Below are 17,434 nucleotides of genomic sequence, written 5' to 3'. Positions count from 1 at the left end.
TCAGTAGAGCTTCACCTCCGTCAGCCCCGTCCGGAAGCCGGCGGCGTGCGTCATCACCACGCGCAGCCGTTGCGTGCTGACCGGTGTGAACTGGACGAGGTTGTAGTTGGCCCGCGGCGAGACCGGCGTCCGCACCTGGCCCGGCACGTCGGCCCACGCGCTGCCGTTCCAGTACTGCACCTGGAACGACGCCGGCGCCCGGTAGCGGTTGCCGCCCCGGTCGTCGCGGAAGTACAGGCGCGCCTCCCCCACCTGGCGCTGCTGCCCGAGGTTCAGCTCGTACCAGTCGGTCGCGTTCGGTGAGCCGGCGCTGCCCCAGATCGGTTCGTTGATCGGGAAGCCGTCCACCGCGGCGGCGGCCGACGTGCCGGACGCCGTGTAGGAGGCCGACGCGCCCTGGGCCAGGTTCGGACGGGTGGAGGTCAGGTCGACACCCGCCTTGGCGAAGACGTCCACCATCCGCGTGCTGTTCTGCACGACGTCGCGGGGTGCGCGGACGCCGGCGATCGACGTCTGGTGGGTGACCGTGCCGCCGGAGGGCAGCGTGACCGTGCCGGTCGCGGGGTCGTAGAGGACGCGGGTCAGCCGGTCCACCGTGAACGCGCGGGTGCCGTTCAGGTACACCGAATAGCCTTGCGGGACACCGTTGTAGCGGGTCACGCCGTCGGACGGGTCGTCCCACACGACGCTCAGGTCGGTGTTGCGGTGGCGCAGGTTGTTGACGGCGAAGTGCGACCAGCCGATGTTGATCGGTGACAGCTCGATCAGGCCGTCGGTGCGCGGGCGCAGGCCGGCGACGTCCTCCACGACGGTCCAGTTTCCGCTGCCGAGGATGTTGTGGTGGATCCACGACCGGTACTGGATCGTGCTGCCGTTCCAGTCGGCCCAGAACTCGTTGGCGTCAGGCCATTGCGTGTTGCCGCCGATGTACTGCGCCCAGGTGTTCCAGTAGAGCAGCTTCTTGTAGTCCTCGGCGGTCATCCACTGGTTCGGGTAGTTGCGCAGCGCCGAGGAGTAGAGGCGGAACTGGACCGTCGAGTTGATCGTGGAGAAGTTGTTCGAGCCGGGATGGCCTGCCGCCGCCGCTGCCGCCTTGTCGCGCTGGTTGGCCGTGTAGAACGGGAAGACCGGGTACTCGGCCGCGTCCGCGAAGAGCCGCAGCGCCTGTTTGTACTGGTCGGTGTTCGGCATCAGGCCGACCGAGAACGGGTAGTAGTTGTTGATCTCCTTCCACGGCACGTGCGTGTTCGTGGCGACGTGCTTGTGCTCCAGCAGCTGCCGGGACGGGTTCCAGAGGGTGTTGACGACTCCTGAACGGATCCGGTCGGCGAGCGCCTGCATCTCGGTGGCCTTCGCGGTGTTGCCGGCCAGGGCGTAGGCCTGTTGTGCGGCAACGGCTCCGCTCCACACGTACGCCGTCTCCGCGCGGTCGAGACGGCCCGCCCGCCAGTCGAACGACACCGCGTCGGCGTCGTTGCCGGTCAACGCGCCCCAGTCGTACTCGATCACACCGTTGTTGTTGGTGTCGTAGAACGAGAGCTGGCCCTTCGCGTCGCCTTCCGCGTACCGGGCCAGCAGGGCGGCGATCGACGGCTGGCCGCCGTGGACCTGGTAGCTGCGCCAGGCGGCCTCGGAGATGTACTGGGTGTAGGAGTTGGACCAGTTCTCCGGGTCGCCGGGGTTGTCGAGGAACCGGCCGCCCTTGGAAGTCTGCCCGGCCGAGAGCCAGGGTCCGTAGGAGTAGACGGGGTCGCGCAGGTACTTGAGGTCGTCGATGTGCATCGGCTGAGTCAGCACGATCGCGTTGTTGTAGCCCGTGGCGCCCTCGACCGAGACCGGGAACTGGTAGTCCTGGCCGGGGATGTCGACGTCGAGGTGGTTGAAGCGCATCAGCCACCAGCGGTAGTAGACGTTCTTCTTGATCGCCTGGTCCGGCACGTCGATGTACGGGATGTTGTCCGCCCACCAGCGGTTGTAGGCGCGCACGTGGGTGGCGAACGCCGTCTGGGGCGTGTAGCCGCGGTAGGACTGGTACTCGGTCGACGAGGCGGGGATCTCGGTCGTCGGGAAGCCCATCGCCACCTTCGTGGTGACGCTCTGGCCGACGCTGAGGGTGACCGACCTCTCCAGGCCGCTGTTGTTCACCGCGAACCCGTCACCGGACAGGCGCGGCCTGATGGTGGTGAGGTTGTTCTTCACCGCCCGGCTGCCGACCAGTTCGTCGCCGCTCGCGGTCGTCGCGTACGGCGAGGTCGCGCGCAACCCGACCACGACGGGCGCGCTGCCGGTGTTCAGCATCGTCAGGTTCGTCACCGCCACGTTGTTGTGGGTGATGAACTTGGTCATCTCGACCCGGATCGCGCCGCTGGCGAAGACGGCCCGGTAGTGGCTGGGCTTCTGCACCCGCTGGGAGACCTGCTCGGTGAACGTGCCGGGTGACAGCGCGACCGAGTACGCGTTCTGGCCGCTGATGTCGTCCCAGTAGGCGGACCTGCCGCCGAAGCCGATCACCGAGGGGTTGTGCGTGTACATGAACAACCCGCGCCCGCGCGTCATCAGGAAGTTGCCCGCCGGGTCGCTGCCGGGCCTGGCCAGCAGGCGGTCCATCCAGAAGTCGGTGCCGCCGACCTCGGCGTCGTAGATCGCGTGCATCGTGCTCGCGGTGCTGTAGGCGGCCGGGGGTGCCGGGACGGACGGACCGGTGAACGTCGGATAACCAATGGGCTGCGCGGCCGACGCGGGGGTCAGCCCGGCCGCGAGCAGCACGACGGCCAGCGCGGGCGCCGTCAGGCGGCGAAGGCTTGCCATTCCAGGACTCCCGTCGAGAGGCCGGTCCTCGCGGTGATGCTCAACCGCAACCGGGTGGTGGACACGGTGGTGAACGTGCTGGTGTTGAAGGTGTTCGCGGCCGTCCCGCAGGAGCCGGGCAGGTCTGCGTAGGCGCTGCCGGTCCAGTACTGCAGGCGGCACGACGCGGGCAGGTCGATGCCCTGGTCGTCGTCGAACCAGTAGACCGCGCTGCGGTTGATCGACTGCGCGGACGGCCAGGTGTACTCCAGCCACTGCGTGCCCTGCTCGGGCCAGTTGCCGTAGACGAGGTTCGAGCGGTCCGCCGAACTCGACGGCGTCACGCCGTTGTTGACCGCCGCGGTGGTCTCCCACGGTGAGACGTACGAGGTGGAGACCGTCGCGGCCGGGGCGATGTTCGTGCTGCCACCGCCGGGGTTCGGCGGTGGGCCCGTGGTCGTCTGGACGACGCGCTGCATCGTGCCGTCGGCGTTGAAGTGCAGCAGATCGACTGCCACCGACCGGCGGAAGTTGCCGCCGCCGGGAGCGTTCGCGTTGTGGTAGACCATGTACCACTGGCCGTTGAACTGCGCGACGCCCGCGTGGTTGGTGGTCGAGGAGACCTGGCCGAGCACGACACCGCGGTGTGTCCACGGGCCCATCGGGTTCGTGGCGGTGGCATAGCGCTGGCAGGCGTAGCTGGACGACGTGACGCAGCCGTTGGTGTCGTTGGCCGCGTAGATCATGTAGTAGAGATCGTTGCGCTTGAACAGGAACGGCGCTTCCCAGAAGTTCGTCAGGCCCTGCGGGGTCACGACCGCACCGTCGAGTTCGATCATGTTCGGCTTGAGCTTCGCCGCCCGCGCACCCCAGTAGCTGCCCCAGTACAGGTAGGCCTGGCCGTCGTCGTCGGTGAAGACCGTCGGGTCGATGTTGAGACCGGACGAGTTCGGGGTGCTGTCGCTGATCAGCGGCCCACCCTTGGCGTCGGTGAACGGGCCGAGCGGGCTGTCGCCGACCGCGACGCCGATGTCCATCCACCCGGCGCCGTTGCCGTTGACCGAGGTGTACCAGTAGTACTTGCCGTTCCTGGGTTCCACCTCACTGGCCCACGCGTCGGCGCCGGCCCAGCGGAACGTGCCGATGTTCATCTTCGCGCCGTGGTCGGTCCAGGTGGCGGCGTCGGTGGTCGACAGGACGCGCCACTCGCGCATGAGGAAGTTCTGCTGGCCGGACGCGGCTTCGTCCCGTCCGGCGTGGACGTACATCGTGTTGCCGACGACCAGTGGAGCCGGGTCGGCGGTGTGGACCGAGGTGACGATCGGGTTGGCCGCGTGGGCGGGCGTTGCCACGACAACGCCCGCCACCAGCAAGGTCGCGGCGCCCAGCAGGGTGGCGCGCATCGGTTCTCCTCACGTGCCGGTCGAGTGGAGGTTCGCGACCTCCGCAACGCTGAGTGCGCGGCCGTAGACGCGGAACGAGTCCACGGCGCCGTCGAGGTACGGGTCGTTCGCGTACTGCGAGCGCCCGATCCAGTTCTGCGCGGTGTTGCCGAGCCTCGCCGTCATCGACGAGTTGCGGCCCACCTCCACGCCGTTGACGTACAGGACGCCGAGATCACCGTTCTGCGTCACGGCGACATGCGTCCAGACGCCCTGGGGAAGCGCCGCGGACGCGTTGATCTGCTGCTCCGCCCCCGCTCCCCCGGTCGTCAACGCGAACCGCACGCCACCGGACGAGCTCAGCGGCGTCAGGAACGCATAGGCCCCGGTGCCGGACCCGAGGTCGAACACCCGCGACCAGGTCGTCACGGCGTCCAGCCGCACCCACGTGGCGATGCTGAACGACGAGGCGGTCGCCAGCAGCCCGGACGGCAGCACCACGTGTGCGCCGGAGCCGGACAGGTCCACGGCCTGCCCGCCACGGCCGGTCGTCCACGCCGCACCGCCCGCGAGCGCCGCGTGCAGGCCGTTGCCGGTCGCATCGTTCGCGTTGCCGTCGAACGGGTAGTGCGCGACGAACGGCGGTGTCTCGGCGGCGACGGTCCAGTACACCGAGTACCTCTGCCCGTGCACCTTGTAGAACGGCATCAGCGTCACCTGGCCGGTGCTCGCCGTGGCCGTGTACTGCAACGGGGTCGAGGTGGCCCGGATCGTCGACGGCTGGAGCACCGGCAGTGACTGCAGGTTGTTCGTCCCGTAGGCGCCCGCCAGCACGATCGGGCCGTGGCGCACCGCCTGCACCGTGCGGTTGTCCGGAGTGGACTCCCGATTCAGCGTCATGGGCAGGCTGATCTCCACGACGTCACCGCTCGACCACGACTGGTCGATCCGCGCATAAGTGCCGGGCGTGGCCGGCTGCGCCACCCCGTTGACCCTGATCTGGGCACCGGAGGCCCACCCCGGAACGCGCACGCGCAGGTCGATCGCCCCGGACCCGGTGATGGTCAGCCTCGACGACGCCGACTCCGGGAACGACGTCTCCTGCCGCACGGTGAACCCACGCCAGCTCAGCGAGGAGGCGACGAACAGGTTGACGTACAACGTGGTGCCCGAGTGCGCGTAGATCCGGCCGCTGTGCGCGGTGTTCGTCTCCATCCCGGTGCCGTGGCAGCAGGTGAAGTCGTTGTAGTCGTTGCTGTACGTGCGGATCCCACCGGGCCGCAGCGGCGTGTAGTAGCTGTGGTGGCCGTGGGTCGAGCTCGGGTTCTGCGCGCCCAGCAGGTGGTTGTAGAGGGTCTTCTCGTAGAAGTCGAAGTACCGCGCGTCGGCCGAGTTCGTCCGGAACAGCTGCGCGGTCAGCTTCAGCATGTTGTAAGAGTTGCAGCACTCGCAGGTGGTGTCGGACAGTTCCGACGCGATCCTGCCGGGTGCCTTGAAGTACTCGCCGTTGGAGTTGCCGCCGATCACGTAGCTGTGCGCGCCGGCGACGAACTCCCAGAAGTTGCGGGCGATGTCGCGGTACCGGGCCGTGCCGGTCGCGTGGTACTCGCGGATCGCCCCGATCGCCTTCGGGATCTGGGTGTTGGCGTGGTAGCCGTTCAGCGCGTCGCGGTTCTGCGCCAGCGGGTCGAACACCTCCGCGTGGTCGAAGTACTGCGCGGTCGTGAGGTGCGCCGGGTCGCCGGTGAGCTGGTACAGGTTCGCCAGCACCTCGTTCATGCCGCCGAACTCGGTGTCGAGCATGTTCTGCCGCTGGTCGTGGCCCAGTCTGCCGTTGCGCCAGGACGTCCACGCCGCCTTCCGCGAGAGCACCGTCAGCGCCTGGGCGTTGCCGGTGAGCAGGTGCACGTCGAGCAGCCCTGCCATGATCTTGTGCAGGGTGTAGTAGGGCGCCCAGACCTGTTCGCGCGCCTCGACCCTGCCGATGAAGCTCTCGGGGAACGCCGACAGGTAGCCGGTGCTGAACCCGGCCGTCCCCGACCGTTCCTGGCACACCGCCAGCTGGTCGACCAGGTAGGCCGCCTTGGTGGAGAACGCCGTGTCACCGGTGGCGGCGTAGGCCTGGGCCAGCGCGGTCAGCACGTGCCCCGTCGAGTGCCCGCGCAGTTCGGTGGAGGGGGACTCCCAGCCCCCGCAGGGGGTGGCGCTCGACGCGAGCAGGACGTTGCGGCGGAACGTGTGCAGCAACCGGTCGGGGTCGAGGAACTTCAGGTAGGCGTGGGTGCGGAGGGTGTTGTCCCGGAACGGGCCCGGCAGCAGGGTCACCGCGCCGAGGCCGAACAGCTCGGCGGACACCCCGAAGTCGGGGCGTGCCGCGGCGAGCGCGCGGGTGGGCACGGCCGCCGCCGCGACGGCGATCGCACCCGCCCGCAGCACGGTGCGCCGGGAAGGTTGGGGCGCCATCAGAAGCCGTACCTGTTCTTCAGGTGCCGCCACCAGTCGCGGAACATCCACTTGTCGAACTCGGTGATCACGCTGGCGCTGCCCGCCTTCATCAGGAACCCGCCGACACCGCTCGGAGACCAGTCGTAGAAGTCGTCCAGGCCGAACGTGTGCCCGATCTCGTGCAGCAGGATGTGGACGTCCGACGAGTTCAGGTTGTTCATGAAGTACTCGCTGCCGATTCGCTGGCCCCAGTCACCTCCGGCGCCGCCGCCCATCCCGGCCGTGAGCCACAACGACTGGTCGTAGTGCCGTGCGACGCCACCGGGACACCGCGGGTAGCTGCCGTTGCGGTTGAAGAACCTGCCGCAACCCTCTGAGCACTGCGGGGCGTTCTCGCGGATGTCGTTGACGTAGATGTCGACGGAGTTGTCCGTCCACTTCAGCTGGTTGCGGTCGCGCACGGCCCAGCCGACGACCTTGATCGGCACGGACGCGTACGGGAAGTTGTTGTGCCCGGCCATCACGGCCATCCACTTCTGGTACTGCCGGGTGAGCTGCGCGTGCACCGCGTCGCGTTGCTGCGCGGTGACCGGCTGCGGCGAGTCCCAGCGCACGCAGAAGTTCAGGTAGCCGCGGTTGGCGAACAGCTGGTCCCAGCCGTAGTTGCGGAACCCGTAGAGGTCTCCGTAGGTGCTCTCGACGTGCTGCCACACCTGGTTGAGCGGAGTCACGAGGTTCGAGGGCGGGGCCCACGTGTCCGCTCTCGCCGGCGCTGCCACGCTCGCCGTCATCGCCGCCGCGAACACAGCGGTCAGCAGTCCTTTCCAGAACCGGGTCATGCCGGCCTCCTCAGCCTTTCAGCGCGCCCGAGGTGAATCCCCGGACGTAGCTGCGTTGCATGAACGCGAACAGCACCAGGCACGGCACGGCCATGAAGACCACGCCCGCCTCCAGGGCGGCGTAGTCGATCGAGCCGTGACCGGCGGTCCGCATGTTGACCACGGCGAGGACGGCGGTGAACTTCTCCGTGGAGTTGAGCAGGATCAGCGGGGCGAAGAACTCGCTCCACGACGTGAGGAACGCGAAGAGCCCGACGGTGACGAGTCCCGGCCGGACGGCGGGCAGCATGATCCGCACCAGCGTGCCGAAGCTGGAGCACCCGTCGACGCGGGCGGACTCCTCCAGTTCGACCGGCACGGCCTCGAAGCTGTTGCGCATCATGAACACCGAGAACGGCAGCTGGAAGACGATCAGCACCAGGCTGAGGCCCACCAGCGAGTCCTCCAACCCGAACCAGCCGAGCAGGACGTACAACGCGATCAGGATCGTCGCGTACGGCACCATCAGGATCGCGAGCGTGAGCAGGAAGAGCAGGTCGCGGCCGGGAAAGCGGAACCGGCCGAACGCGTAGCCCGCGAACGTGGCCACGACCAGGGTTCCGGTCACGGTCAGCGCACTGACGACCACGCTGTTGAGGACGTGCGCCGCGCGGATCCCGTTGCCGGAGGTGAAGAGCCGCGCGTAGTTCTCCAGGCCGAACCCGGTGTCGGTGCGCACCGACGCCCACCCGCTCCACAGCAGCGGGAACAGGAACAGGATCGCGAGCGCGGAACCCGTGACGTAGTAGGAGGTCCTCATGCCGGCCTCCGGCGCAGGACGGCGAACTGCACCGAGCTGACCACGGCCAGCAGCACCAGCAGCACGACCGAGACGCCGGCCGCCGACCCGAGGTCGAGCCGGACGAACGCCTCCCGGTAGATCACCATCACCAGCGAGGTGGTGCTGTTGTCCGGCCCTCCCCTGGTGAGGATCCAGAACTGGTCGAACGCGAGCAACGAGCCGGTGATCATCATGGTGAGCACGAGCGCGATCGTCGGGCGCATCAACGGCAGGGTGATCCTGCCGAACACCTGCCAGCGGCTCGCGCCGTCGATCCGCGCGGCCTCGTAGACGTCGAGCGGGATGGCCTGCAGCCCGGTCAGCAGGATCAGCATGTTGAACCCGGCGAACCGCCACAGCACCAGCAGCACGGCCGAGCCGAGTCCCGGGCTGTCGCCGCCGGTGGGGAACGGGCCGATCTCGTCGCTGAGCAGGCCGAGGAACAGCAGGGACGCGCTGGCGAACCCGACAGCCATCGGCAGGAAGAACGCGGTGCGGAAGAACCCGACGCCGGGCCTGCGGTTCTGCACGAGCAGCGCGAGCCCGAACGCGAGGACGAACAGCAACGCGGTGATCAGCACCGTGTACCGCAGGGTGAACCAGGCGGCCGAGCTCACCAGGGTGTTGTCCACGATCCCGGTGTAGTTGCCCGGCGCGTTGAGCCTCGGTGTGCCGAGCAACGGCCAGCGGTGCAACGACATCCAGACGACGAGCAGCAGCGGAACCACGAAGAACAGCCCGACCAGCACCGCGGCGGGCGTGGCGTAGAGGGCTCCGGTGACCGCTCGCCTGCGCACGGTTCAGCCCTGCCGCAACGACTTGGTGATCGCCTCGTTGCCCGTCGCGAGCGCCTTGCCCGCGTCACCGAACAACGCACCGCGCACGGTCGTCAGCCACGGCCCCTGCGGGTCGTTGAACGTGGCGTTGAAGTTGCGGGCGTACGGCGTCTTCCCCTTGGCCACCAACCCGTTCGCCGTGACCAGCCGCGGATCGGCGGAGGAGTACTTGTTCGACGCCAGGTCGGTGCGCACCGGCACGCCCTTGCGTTGCGCGATCACCTCGACCTGGGCCTCGTCGGACATCGTCCAGGCCAGGAAGTCCCATGCCTGCGCGGCCTTCCCGCTCGTGGCGCCGATCCCGATCGAGTCCCCGCCGACGAACGTCGACTCGCCACCGGTGAGACCGGGGATCGGCGCGAGGCCCGTCTTCACGCCCTTGGACTCGATCGCGTTGAGCCACACCGACGGGCCGGGCGCGATGCCGACCTTCCCGCCCTGCAACGCCCCGAGCCACGTCGGGCCGGCCTCGCTCTTCGACGCGGGGGACGCGACGCCGGAGTCGAAGAGGTCGCGGTACACGGCGAACACCTCGGCCATCTCGGGCGAGTCGACCTGCGCGGTGCGGCCGTCGGCGTCGAGCACCTCACCGCCCGCCGCCCAGACCGAGGGCCAGAGCGTGAACTCGACGCAGCCGCCGCAGTTGCCGCCGAAGTACGTGCCGTGGACGTCGTCGCCCAGCTGGTCGATCCTGCGGGCGTGCTCGGCGAACTCCGTGAGCGTGCGCGGTGGCTTCTCCGGGTCGAGACCGGCTTTCGCGTACAGGTCCTTGTTGTAGAGCATCACCGACAGGTCGATGGTGTGCGGCACGGCGTGGTTGCGGCCTTCCCACGTGCCGGCGCGGACGTGCGAGGGGGCCACGGAGTCCTTGAACGGCAACGACCTGAACTGCTCGGTGACGTCGGCCCACAGGCCCTGCGAGGCGTACTGCGGTGCGAAGACGACGTCCGCGGCGAACAGGTCCGGCAGCGACCTGGCGCCCGCAGCCGAGGCGAGCTTCGCGGGGTACTCCTCGTTGGGGTACGCGGTGACCTCGACCTTGTTGCGGTGCGAGGCGTTGTAGGCGTCGGCGTACGCCTTGGACACGGCCTCGGTCGCCGCGCGGGTCCACAGCGTGAGGGTCGCGCCGTCGTCGGCGGCGCCGGGTTCGTCCGCACCGCACGCGGCGGTGGCCAGCAGCAGTGCGACTGCCGCGAGCTTCGCTTTCACGGTCTCTCCTTTGAGACGTGGTCAGTCGGCAGGGAGCCAGACGCGCATCGTCGAGGGGCCCCGGCGGGCCCAGCGGTGGTAGGGCGTGAGCCGCAACGGGGTGGCCGGGCCTCGTTCGGCCAGCGGCACGCCGTACGGCCACGAGGCGTTGGCCGGCACGTCGAACCGCGCCCGCACGAGCGCCGCGTCACCCGCCTGCTCCGGTTCGTGCTCGGAGCAGACCCTCAGCGCGTCGAGGTTGTTCTCCCCCAACGACTCCGCGCACAGCACGACCGGCCCGCGTTCGACCGCGACGCACCCGCGCAGGGCGTCGATGCGCGGGTCCGGCCGGGTGAACCGGGGCCGCATCGGCAGTTCCAGACGGATCTCCTCGCCCACCGCCCAGTTCCGGCTCACGACGACATCTCCCGGTGCGGCAGGGCGGCGCTCTCCGTCGACCACGAGCACCGCTCCCGCCGCCCAGCCCGGCACGCGCAGGCCGATCGACCAGGGTCCGTCGCCCCTGGTCACCCGCACGGCCACGTCTCCGCCCTCTGGGTACGAGGTGCGCACCTCGACGCCGACCGGACGGCCGTCGGCGAGTTCGGTCTCCACCTCGCAGGTCGCGTACTGGTGCAGGCGCAGGCCCGTGTCGTCGGCGGTGACCAGGTACGACGACAGGCTCGCGAGCAGCCGCGCTAGGTTCGGCAGGCAGCACGACACCTCGTACCACGGTGCCCTGATCCCGCCCACGACGTCGAGCCGCTCGCCGCCGTGCCACGGCTGTGCGGGCGTGCGCTGGTGCAACGTGTTGGCGTAGAAGAAGCTCCGCCCGTCGTCACCGATCGCGCCCGCGATCAGGTTGTGCAGCAGGCGTTCGGAGACGTCGGCGTAGCGGCTCTCGCCGGTGGCCAGCAGCAGCCGCTGGGCGAGCATGACGGTGGCCACGCCCGCGCACGTCTCGGCGTACGCGCGATCGGCGGGCAGCACGAAGTCGTCCCCGAACGCCTCGTCCTGGTGGCGCGACCCCATGCCGCCGGTGAGGTGCGCCCGGCGCGCCCAGGCGCGGTCGAACTGCTCCGCCACGGCGTCCAGCAGGTCGTCGTCCCCGGTCTCGACCGCCACGTCCACGGCCCCGCACGCCAGGTACAGCGAGCGCACCGCGTGTCCGCGCAGGACCGTCGCCTTGCGCACCGGGACGTCGTCGTTGAAGTAGGACCAGCCGAACTCGTGCGCGGGCAGGCTCCGGTGCCCGCGCCGTTCGACGAACAGCGCGGCCTGGTCGAGGTAGCGCTGCTCCCCCGTCAGCCGCGCCAGTTCCACCAGCGCGGTCTCGATCTCGGGATGCCCGCAGATCCCCGTGCCGTCCTGCCGGAACCGCTCGCAGACGTGGTCCGCCGCGCGCAGGGCGACCTCCAGCAACGGTCCGGGGCCTGACACCCTCGTTCGCGCCACCGCCGCCTGCAGCAGGTGCCCGGTGCAGTAGAGCTCGTGGCCCCAGGCCAGGTCGCTGTAGCGGGGCCGCTGCCAGTCCCGGCCGAACGAGGTGCTCAGGTAGCCGTCCTCGGCCTGGGCGGTGGCGAAGCCGGCGGTGAGCGCGCCGACGCGGGCGTCGAGTTCGGAGTTCGGCGCTCTGCCGTGCTCCCACGACATCGCCTCGACGAGTTTGTAGACCTCGGAGTCGGAGAACTCCCGTCCTTTTCGCCGGCGTGATCCCGCACCGCCACCGACGGCGGTGAAGTTGCCGGTCCAGCCCAGTCGCTCCATCCACTCCAGCGCGTGGGCGAGCGACCGTTCGCCGTTGACCCGTTGCCGCGACTCCCAGAAACCACCGGTGACGCGCACCTCGTCCGTCCCGAGTGGACGGAGAGGTCCTCGGGACGGGACGACTGGCCCGCGGATCGACCGGGTGTTGCGCTTCGCTGCCACACAACGCACTCTGGAGACCGAAAACGATTTCGACAATGCGCCATCAGGACCAGAAATCGTCGAATGCGCAGTCGAATCTCGTTCGAAAGGATTTCGATGGGAAGACGGCGTTCGGACGCGGTGACACTCGGGGACGTGGCGAAGCGGGCCGGCGTGTCCGTGGCCACCGCGTCCAAGGCGATCAACGACCGCGACGAGGTCGCGGCGGCCACCAGGGCCCGCGTGCTGCGCGCTGCGGCCGAACTGTCGTTCCGCCCCAACCCGCTCGCGCAGGGCCTGGTCGCCGGCCGCACCCGCGCGATCGGCCTGCTCACCGACGAACTGGACGGCCGGTTCGCCATCCCCATCCTGCTCGGCGCCGAGAACGCGCTGTCGGACCTGGAGATGTCGGTGCTGCTGTGCGACACGCGCGGGGACGTCATCCGCCGCAACCACTACATCCGCACGCTGCTGGCCCGCCAGGTCGACGGGTTCATCGTGGTGGGCGACAGCAACGACGTCCGCACGTCGCTGACCGCCGACCTCCCGGTGCCCGCGGTCTACGTCTACTGCCGGTCGACCAACCCCGACGACCTGTGCCTGGTCTCCGACGACCCCGGCGGGGCACGGCTCGCGGTCGAGCACCTGATCGCGTTGGGACGCCGGCACATCGCCCACATCACCGGCCCGCAGCACTACCGCGCCGCACGCGACCGCGCCGCCACCGTGCACACCGTCCTAGCCGAACACGGCCTGTCGCTCGCCGGCGGCCAGCCGCTGCACGGCGAGTGGTCGCAGCGCTGGGGCAGGCACGCCGCCCGTCTCCTGGCCGCCACCTCACCCGAGGCCGACGCCGTCTTCTGCGGCAACGACCAGATCGCGAGCGGAGTCGCGCAGGCCCTGCTCGATCTCGGCCGGCGCGTGCCCGACGACGTCGCGATCGTCGGCTACGACAACTGGGAGATCTTCGCGGCGGACTGCAGACCGCCGCTGACCACGATCGACCTCAACCTCCAGCAGCTCGGCGCGACGGCCGTAACGCACCTGTTCGCGGCGCTCGAAGGCAGTCCGGCGGCCGGTGTCGTCCGCCAGCCGTGCCGGCTCGTCGTGCGCGAGTCGACGGCCTGAGCGTCACCGCTTGCGGCGTGCGGCCGCGAACCTGTCGGCCGCTTCCCGCAGGTCCACCATCGGCGGCGGGTAGTCGAGCGCCTTCCGCTCGTCGTCCGGCAGCTTCCACGGTTCGTGGACGTGCCGGGGGTCCACATCGGCCAGTTCGGGCAGGTAGCGCTTGACGTACAGGCCTTCCTGGTCGTAACGGACCGCCTGGGCGACGGGGTTGTGCACGCGGTTCGGCCGGGTGTCGGTGCCCGTGCCGGCGACCCACTGCCAGTTCATCTGGTTGTTCGCGAGGTCGCAGTCCACCAGCAGGTCGACGAAGTGCCGGGCGCCGCGCCGCCAGTCGAGGTACAGGGTCTTGCTCAGGAAGCTCGCCACGACCAGGCGGGCCCGGTTGTGCATCCAGCCCTCCCGGTCGAGCTGGCGCATCGCCGCGTCCACGATCGGATAGCCGGTGCGACCGTCCCGCCAGGCCTCGAAGTCGCGGTCCGAACGGCGCCAGCGGTCGTGGCGGGTGCGGTAGTCCTCCGTCGCGGACTCGGGACGCGCGGCCAGCACCTGGTGGTGGAAGTCGCGCCACGCGAGCTGCCGGACGTAGGCGCGGGCGCCCTCGGAGCCGGTGCCCACGCGGTCGATCAGCTCGGTCACCGACACCGTGCCGAAGTGCAGGTGCGGGGACAGGTGCGAGGTGGCGTCGTCGGCCAGGGCGTCGTGCACGTCGGCGTAGTCGTCCACACCGGACCGCGCCCAGCTCGCCATCAGCTTGCGTCCCACGGTCTCACCGCCCTCGGTGAGGTCGGGCGACGGCGTGCCGTGGCGCAGTTGCGGCAGGTCACCGCTGATCTCGGGCACGGTCAGCCGCTGGGGTGCGCGCAGGACGCCGCGCCGGTGGACGGTCTCCCACTTGCGGAAGTACGGGGTGAACACGGCGAAGTGGTCACCACCGCCGGACGGGGTGAGCGACAGCGGCGGAACGGCGTTGATCGACGCGTCGTGCACGTGCAGGTCCACGCCCAGCTCCCGGAGGGCCTCCTCACGGCGGTGCGCGTACCTGCTGACGTCCGCGGCGACGTGGATCTCGGTGACGTCGTGCGCGCAGACGATCCTGGCGACCTCCTCGACCACCTTCCCCCGGCGCACGACGAGCCTGCCGCCGCGCTCGCGCAGCGACGCGTCGAGATCGGCCAGGCTGTCGTGCAGGAACGAGGCGCGGTTGGCGTTGGAGAACGAGGACGAGGTGATCGCGTCGTCGAGCACGAACAACGGGACGCACCGGTCGGCGGCGGCCGCGGCGTGCAGCACCGGGTTGTCGCGAACCCGCAGGTCACGGGTGAAGAGCGCGATCGACGTGGTCATCGGTGAGCGATACCCGGCGACACAGCTCGGCAATCCCGTTGTCCCTCGTTCGTGGATCGACGGTTGCGCGTACCCGAAAACGGGCAGTTCATGCGCGTGACGACCGACCACGAAGACTTGCTGCCCGCGGACCTCGGCCGCGAGGCGCGGGAGTTACTCGATCCCCACCACCACCGGGCGAGCGTCCACCTCGGCGACCAGCTCGTCGTCGACCCGGACCAGGTGCTCGACAACGTCGCGATGGCGATGGAACGCCTCGACCTGGACATCGGCACACCGGTCAGCATCGAGGAGGACGTCGCGACCCTCGAAGAGCTGGTCGCGATGGTCGACCACTTCGACAAGGGGCCGGCGCTCCTCGCGCACACGCTCAACACGGCGGCGCGCGTCATGAACGCCCGGTACCCCGCCGACCTCGTCCGCCACCCGCTGCCGCCCGACTGCGACCTGCGCCGGCTGTTCCACGCGGACGTCGACGACCGCAGCCAGGACGTCGCGAGGGCCGTGTTCAACGACCGGATGGCGCGGCAGACCGACGTGCGGGACTCGGAGGTCGCGGTGGACCTCGACGGGCTCACGTCGCAGCAGCGGATCGAGGTGTTCATGGCGGTGTTCTTCCTGTACGGCACGAAGATCGGGGCGTTGCAGAACCGGACGGGCATCCGATGAGGTGCCTCGTGCTGGGCGCGACCGGGCACCTCGGGTCGCTGCTCGTGCCGGAGCTGCTCGCCCGTGACCACGAGGTCGCGGTGCTGGTGCGCGAGAGCTCGCAGGCGACGTTGTTCCCCACCAACGTGATGGTGCACGTCGGTGACGCCACGGACGAGCACGCCGTCCGGAAGGCGTTGGCGGACAAGGACGTCGTGTACTTCCTCGTGCACTCGCTGGACCGGCCGGACTTCGCCGACGTCGACCGGGAAGCCGCCGCCGTGCTGGCCACCGCGGCGCAGGACGCGGACGTCGGCCAGATCGTCTACGTCGGCGGCCCGCGGCCCGACTCCCCCGACCTGTCGGCGCACCTCGGCTCACGGGCCGAGGTCGGGGACGTCCTGGCCGCCGGCCGGGTGCCCGCACTCGTGCTGCAGGCGTCGATGGTCGTCGGAGCCGGCTCGGCGAGCTTCGAGCTGCTGCGGTCGTCGGCGCGCCTCACGCCGTGGGTGCCGGTGCCGTCGTGGATGCACAACACCAGCAGCCCGGTCGCGGCCGCAGACGTCGTGCACTTCCTCGTGGCCGCCGCCAACCTCGCGGAACCGGTCGACGGCGTGTTCGAGGTACCGGGCCCGGAACGACTGACCTACCTGGACCTGGTGCAACGCTGTGCTCGGGTGCTGCGGCTACCGGTCAGGATGCCGGTGCCCGCGCCGCTGTGGTCCCACAAGCTCGCCGCGCAGTTCGCCGGGCTGGTCACGCCCGTGCCAGCAGCGGTCGCGGAGCCGCTCTTCGCCTCGCTCGACCACGACCTCGCGGTGACCGGCCGGCCCGCCACCGACGTGCTGCCCACACCGCCCGGCGGCATGACGAGCCTCGACAACGCCATCCGCGCCGCGACCGAACAGCGGACCGAGTCGAGCGACGGTGAGGTGTTCACCGAGGAACGAACCGTGCTGACCGACGCGTCGCCGAACGACGTGTGGCGGACGGTGACCGAACTGGGCGGTGACAACGGCTGGCACACGATCCCTCTCGTGTGGACGGTCCGGGGCGCGCTCGACCACCTGCTCGGCGGCATCGGACTGTTCCGCGGCCGGGCGCCCGAAGTGGGCGAAGGCGACGTGGTGGACTTCTGGACCGTCGTGCACCGCGACGACGACGAGAGGCGGCTGGTGCTGCGGGCGGACATGAAGATGCCCGGTCACACCGTGCTAGACATGCGCGTCGACCGCTTCGGCGACCGCACGCGCTACCGGCAGAAGATCACGTTCACCGCCGACGGACTGCTCGGGCAGCTTTACTGGGTCGTGCAGAAACCGTTGCACGACGTTGTCTTCGCGACGATGGCGCACGGCATCGTCCGAAATGCCGCTAAGGCATGATCTGCGGCATGCGCAGCTCACTGTTCAACCACCAGGAACGCGTCGTCGAGCCCGGAAGCTTCCAACTGCAGAACGAACGCATGCTGAAGGTGGACCTCACCGGCAGCGGCGGGTTCTTCTTCGCCAAGCAGGGGTCGATGGTCGCCTACCAGGGTGACGTCGACTTCGCCTACGAGGGCGCGGGCGGCATCGGCAAGCTGTTCAAGAAGGCCTTCACGGGTGAGGGCATGTCGCTGATGAAGGTGTCGGGCAGCGGCGACGTGTTCCTCGCCCAGGACGCGGACGAGATCTTCGTGCTGTACCTGGAGAACGAGAGCGTCACCGTCAACGGCAAGAACGTGCTCGCGTTCGACAGCACGCTCAAGTGGGACATCAACCGCACCGAGGGCGCGTCGATGCTCAGCGGCGGCCTGTTCAACACGACGTTCACCGGCACCGGCGCGCTCGCCGTCACCGCCTACGGCACGCCGGTCGTTCTGAACGTGGACGTGCCGACGTACGTCGACATGCAGTCCGCCGTGCTGTGGTCCACCTCGCTGCAGTCGTCGATCAAGAAGACGGCCAAGCTCGGCGCCGTCATCGGTCGCGGCTCTGGCGAGGCGTACCAGCTCGCGTTGCAGGGCAACGGCATCGTCGTCGTGCAGGCCTCGGAGGGCCACCCGATCCCGACCGCGCAGTGACGAGTCCGTGGGCCTGGTTCAGGGGCCGCCCCTGTGCCAGGTCC

General features: G+C 69.6%; 13 protein-coding genes. 4 read left to right on the top strand and 9 right to left on the bottom strand.

Annotation, left to right across the window (positions count from 1 at the left end; genetic code table 11):
• Genes ACFWN2_RS13165 through ACFWN2_RS13130 form a run of 8 tightly spaced genes read right to left on the bottom strand, consistent with a single transcriptional unit; the run spans position 1 to position 12,226 of the window.
• Positions 1-2,808 (bottom strand): discoidin domain-containing protein, encoded by a 2,808-nt coding sequence (locus tag ACFWN2_RS13165; protein ID WP_382427251.1) that lies wholly within the window; start codon positions 2,806-2,808, stop codon positions 1-3.
• Entirely contained in the window at positions 2,787-4,190 is a 1,404-nt protein-coding gene (locus ACFWN2_RS13160; RefSeq protein ID WP_382427249.1) for a glycoside hydrolase family 43 protein, read from the bottom strand. Before ACFWN2_RS13160 ends, ACFWN2_RS13165 begins: the two co-directional genes overlap by 22 nt.
• 9 nt (positions 4,191-4,199) lie before the next feature.
• Complete coding sequence (locus ACFWN2_RS13155) at positions 4,200-6,632, bottom strand: beta-L-arabinofuranosidase domain-containing protein (protein ID WP_382427247.1); 2,433 nt, start codon at positions 6,630-6,632, stop codon at positions 4,200-4,202.
• Positions 6,632-7,453, bottom strand: a complete 822-nt coding sequence (locus ACFWN2_RS13150; RefSeq protein WP_382427246.1) for a hypothetical protein — start codon at positions 7,451-7,453, stop codon at positions 6,632-6,634. The genes ACFWN2_RS13155 and ACFWN2_RS13150 overlap by 1 nt, the downstream gene beginning before the upstream one ends.
• 10 nt (positions 7,454-7,463) lie before the next feature.
• The gene (locus ACFWN2_RS13145) at positions 7,464-8,252 is read right to left on the bottom strand and encodes a carbohydrate ABC transporter permease (RefSeq protein WP_382427245.1); all 789 of its coding nucleotides are present in this window, start codon (positions 8,250-8,252) and stop codon (positions 7,464-7,466) included.
• On the bottom strand, positions 8,249-9,070 hold the full coding sequence (locus ACFWN2_RS13140) for a carbohydrate ABC transporter permease (protein ID WP_382427244.1): 822 nt from the start codon (positions 9,068-9,070) through the stop codon (positions 8,249-8,251). Before ACFWN2_RS13140 ends, ACFWN2_RS13145 begins: the two co-directional genes overlap by 4 nt.
• A gap of 3 nt (positions 9,071-9,073) precedes the next feature.
• Positions 9,074-10,318, bottom strand: coding sequence for an ABC transporter substrate-binding protein (locus ACFWN2_RS13135; RefSeq protein WP_382427242.1), 1,245 nt, complete (start codon positions 10,316-10,318; stop codon positions 9,074-9,076).
• A 21-nt stretch (positions 10,319-10,339) separates the two neighbouring features.
• Positions 10,340-12,226: a glycoside hydrolase family 127 protein gene (locus ACFWN2_RS13130; RefSeq protein WP_382427240.1), complete on the bottom strand. Its 1,887-nt coding sequence runs from the start codon at positions 12,224-12,226 to the stop codon at positions 10,340-10,342.
• A 135-nt stretch (positions 12,227-12,361) separates the two neighbouring features.
• Here ACFWN2_RS13130 and ACFWN2_RS13125 point away from each other — a divergent pair, with 135 nt between their 5' ends.
• Positions 12,362-13,333 (top strand): LacI family DNA-binding transcriptional regulator, encoded by a 972-nt coding sequence (locus tag ACFWN2_RS13125; RefSeq protein WP_382427238.1) that lies wholly within the window; start codon positions 12,362-12,364, stop codon positions 13,331-13,333.
• Positions 13,334-13,336: 3 nt separating this feature from the next.
• On the opposite strand, the gene ACFWN2_RS13120 is transcribed toward ACFWN2_RS13125, so the two are convergent.
• A complete protein-coding gene (locus ACFWN2_RS13120; RefSeq protein ID WP_382427236.1) occupies positions 13,337-14,677 on the bottom strand; it encodes a cryptochrome/photolyase family protein in 1,341 nt (446 codons plus the stop codon).
• 63 nt (positions 14,678-14,740) lie between these two features.
• On the opposite strand from ACFWN2_RS13120, the gene ACFWN2_RS13115 reads away from it, so the two are divergent.
• Genes ACFWN2_RS13115 through ACFWN2_RS13105 form a run of 3 tightly spaced genes read left to right on the top strand, consistent with a single transcriptional unit; the run spans position 14,741 to position 17,390 of the window.
• Complete coding sequence (locus tag ACFWN2_RS13115; protein WP_382427235.1) at positions 14,741-15,346, top strand: hypothetical protein; 606 nt, start codon at positions 14,741-14,743, stop codon at positions 15,344-15,346.
• The gene (locus ACFWN2_RS13110) at positions 15,343-16,710 is read left to right on the top strand and encodes a DUF2867 domain-containing protein (RefSeq protein ID WP_382427233.1); all 1,368 of its coding nucleotides are present in this window, start codon (positions 15,343-15,345) and stop codon (positions 16,708-16,710) included. Before ACFWN2_RS13115 ends, ACFWN2_RS13110 begins: the two co-directional genes overlap by 4 nt.
• 8 nt (positions 16,711-16,718) lie before the next feature.
• The gene (locus tag ACFWN2_RS13105) at positions 16,719-17,390 is read left to right on the top strand and encodes an AIM24 family protein (RefSeq protein WP_382427232.1); all 672 of its coding nucleotides are present in this window, start codon (positions 16,719-16,721) and stop codon (positions 17,388-17,390) included.
• The last annotated feature ends 44 nt before the right edge of the window (positions 17,391-17,434 follow it).

The sequence above is a fragment of the Lentzea sp. NPDC058436 genome, assembly GCF_042721515.1.
Classification (GTDB): domain Bacteria; phylum Actinomycetota; class Actinomycetes; order Mycobacteriales; family Pseudonocardiaceae; genus Lentzea.
Note: the sequence above shows the minus strand (reverse complement) of the source record. Positions and strands in the feature narration are given on the sequence as shown.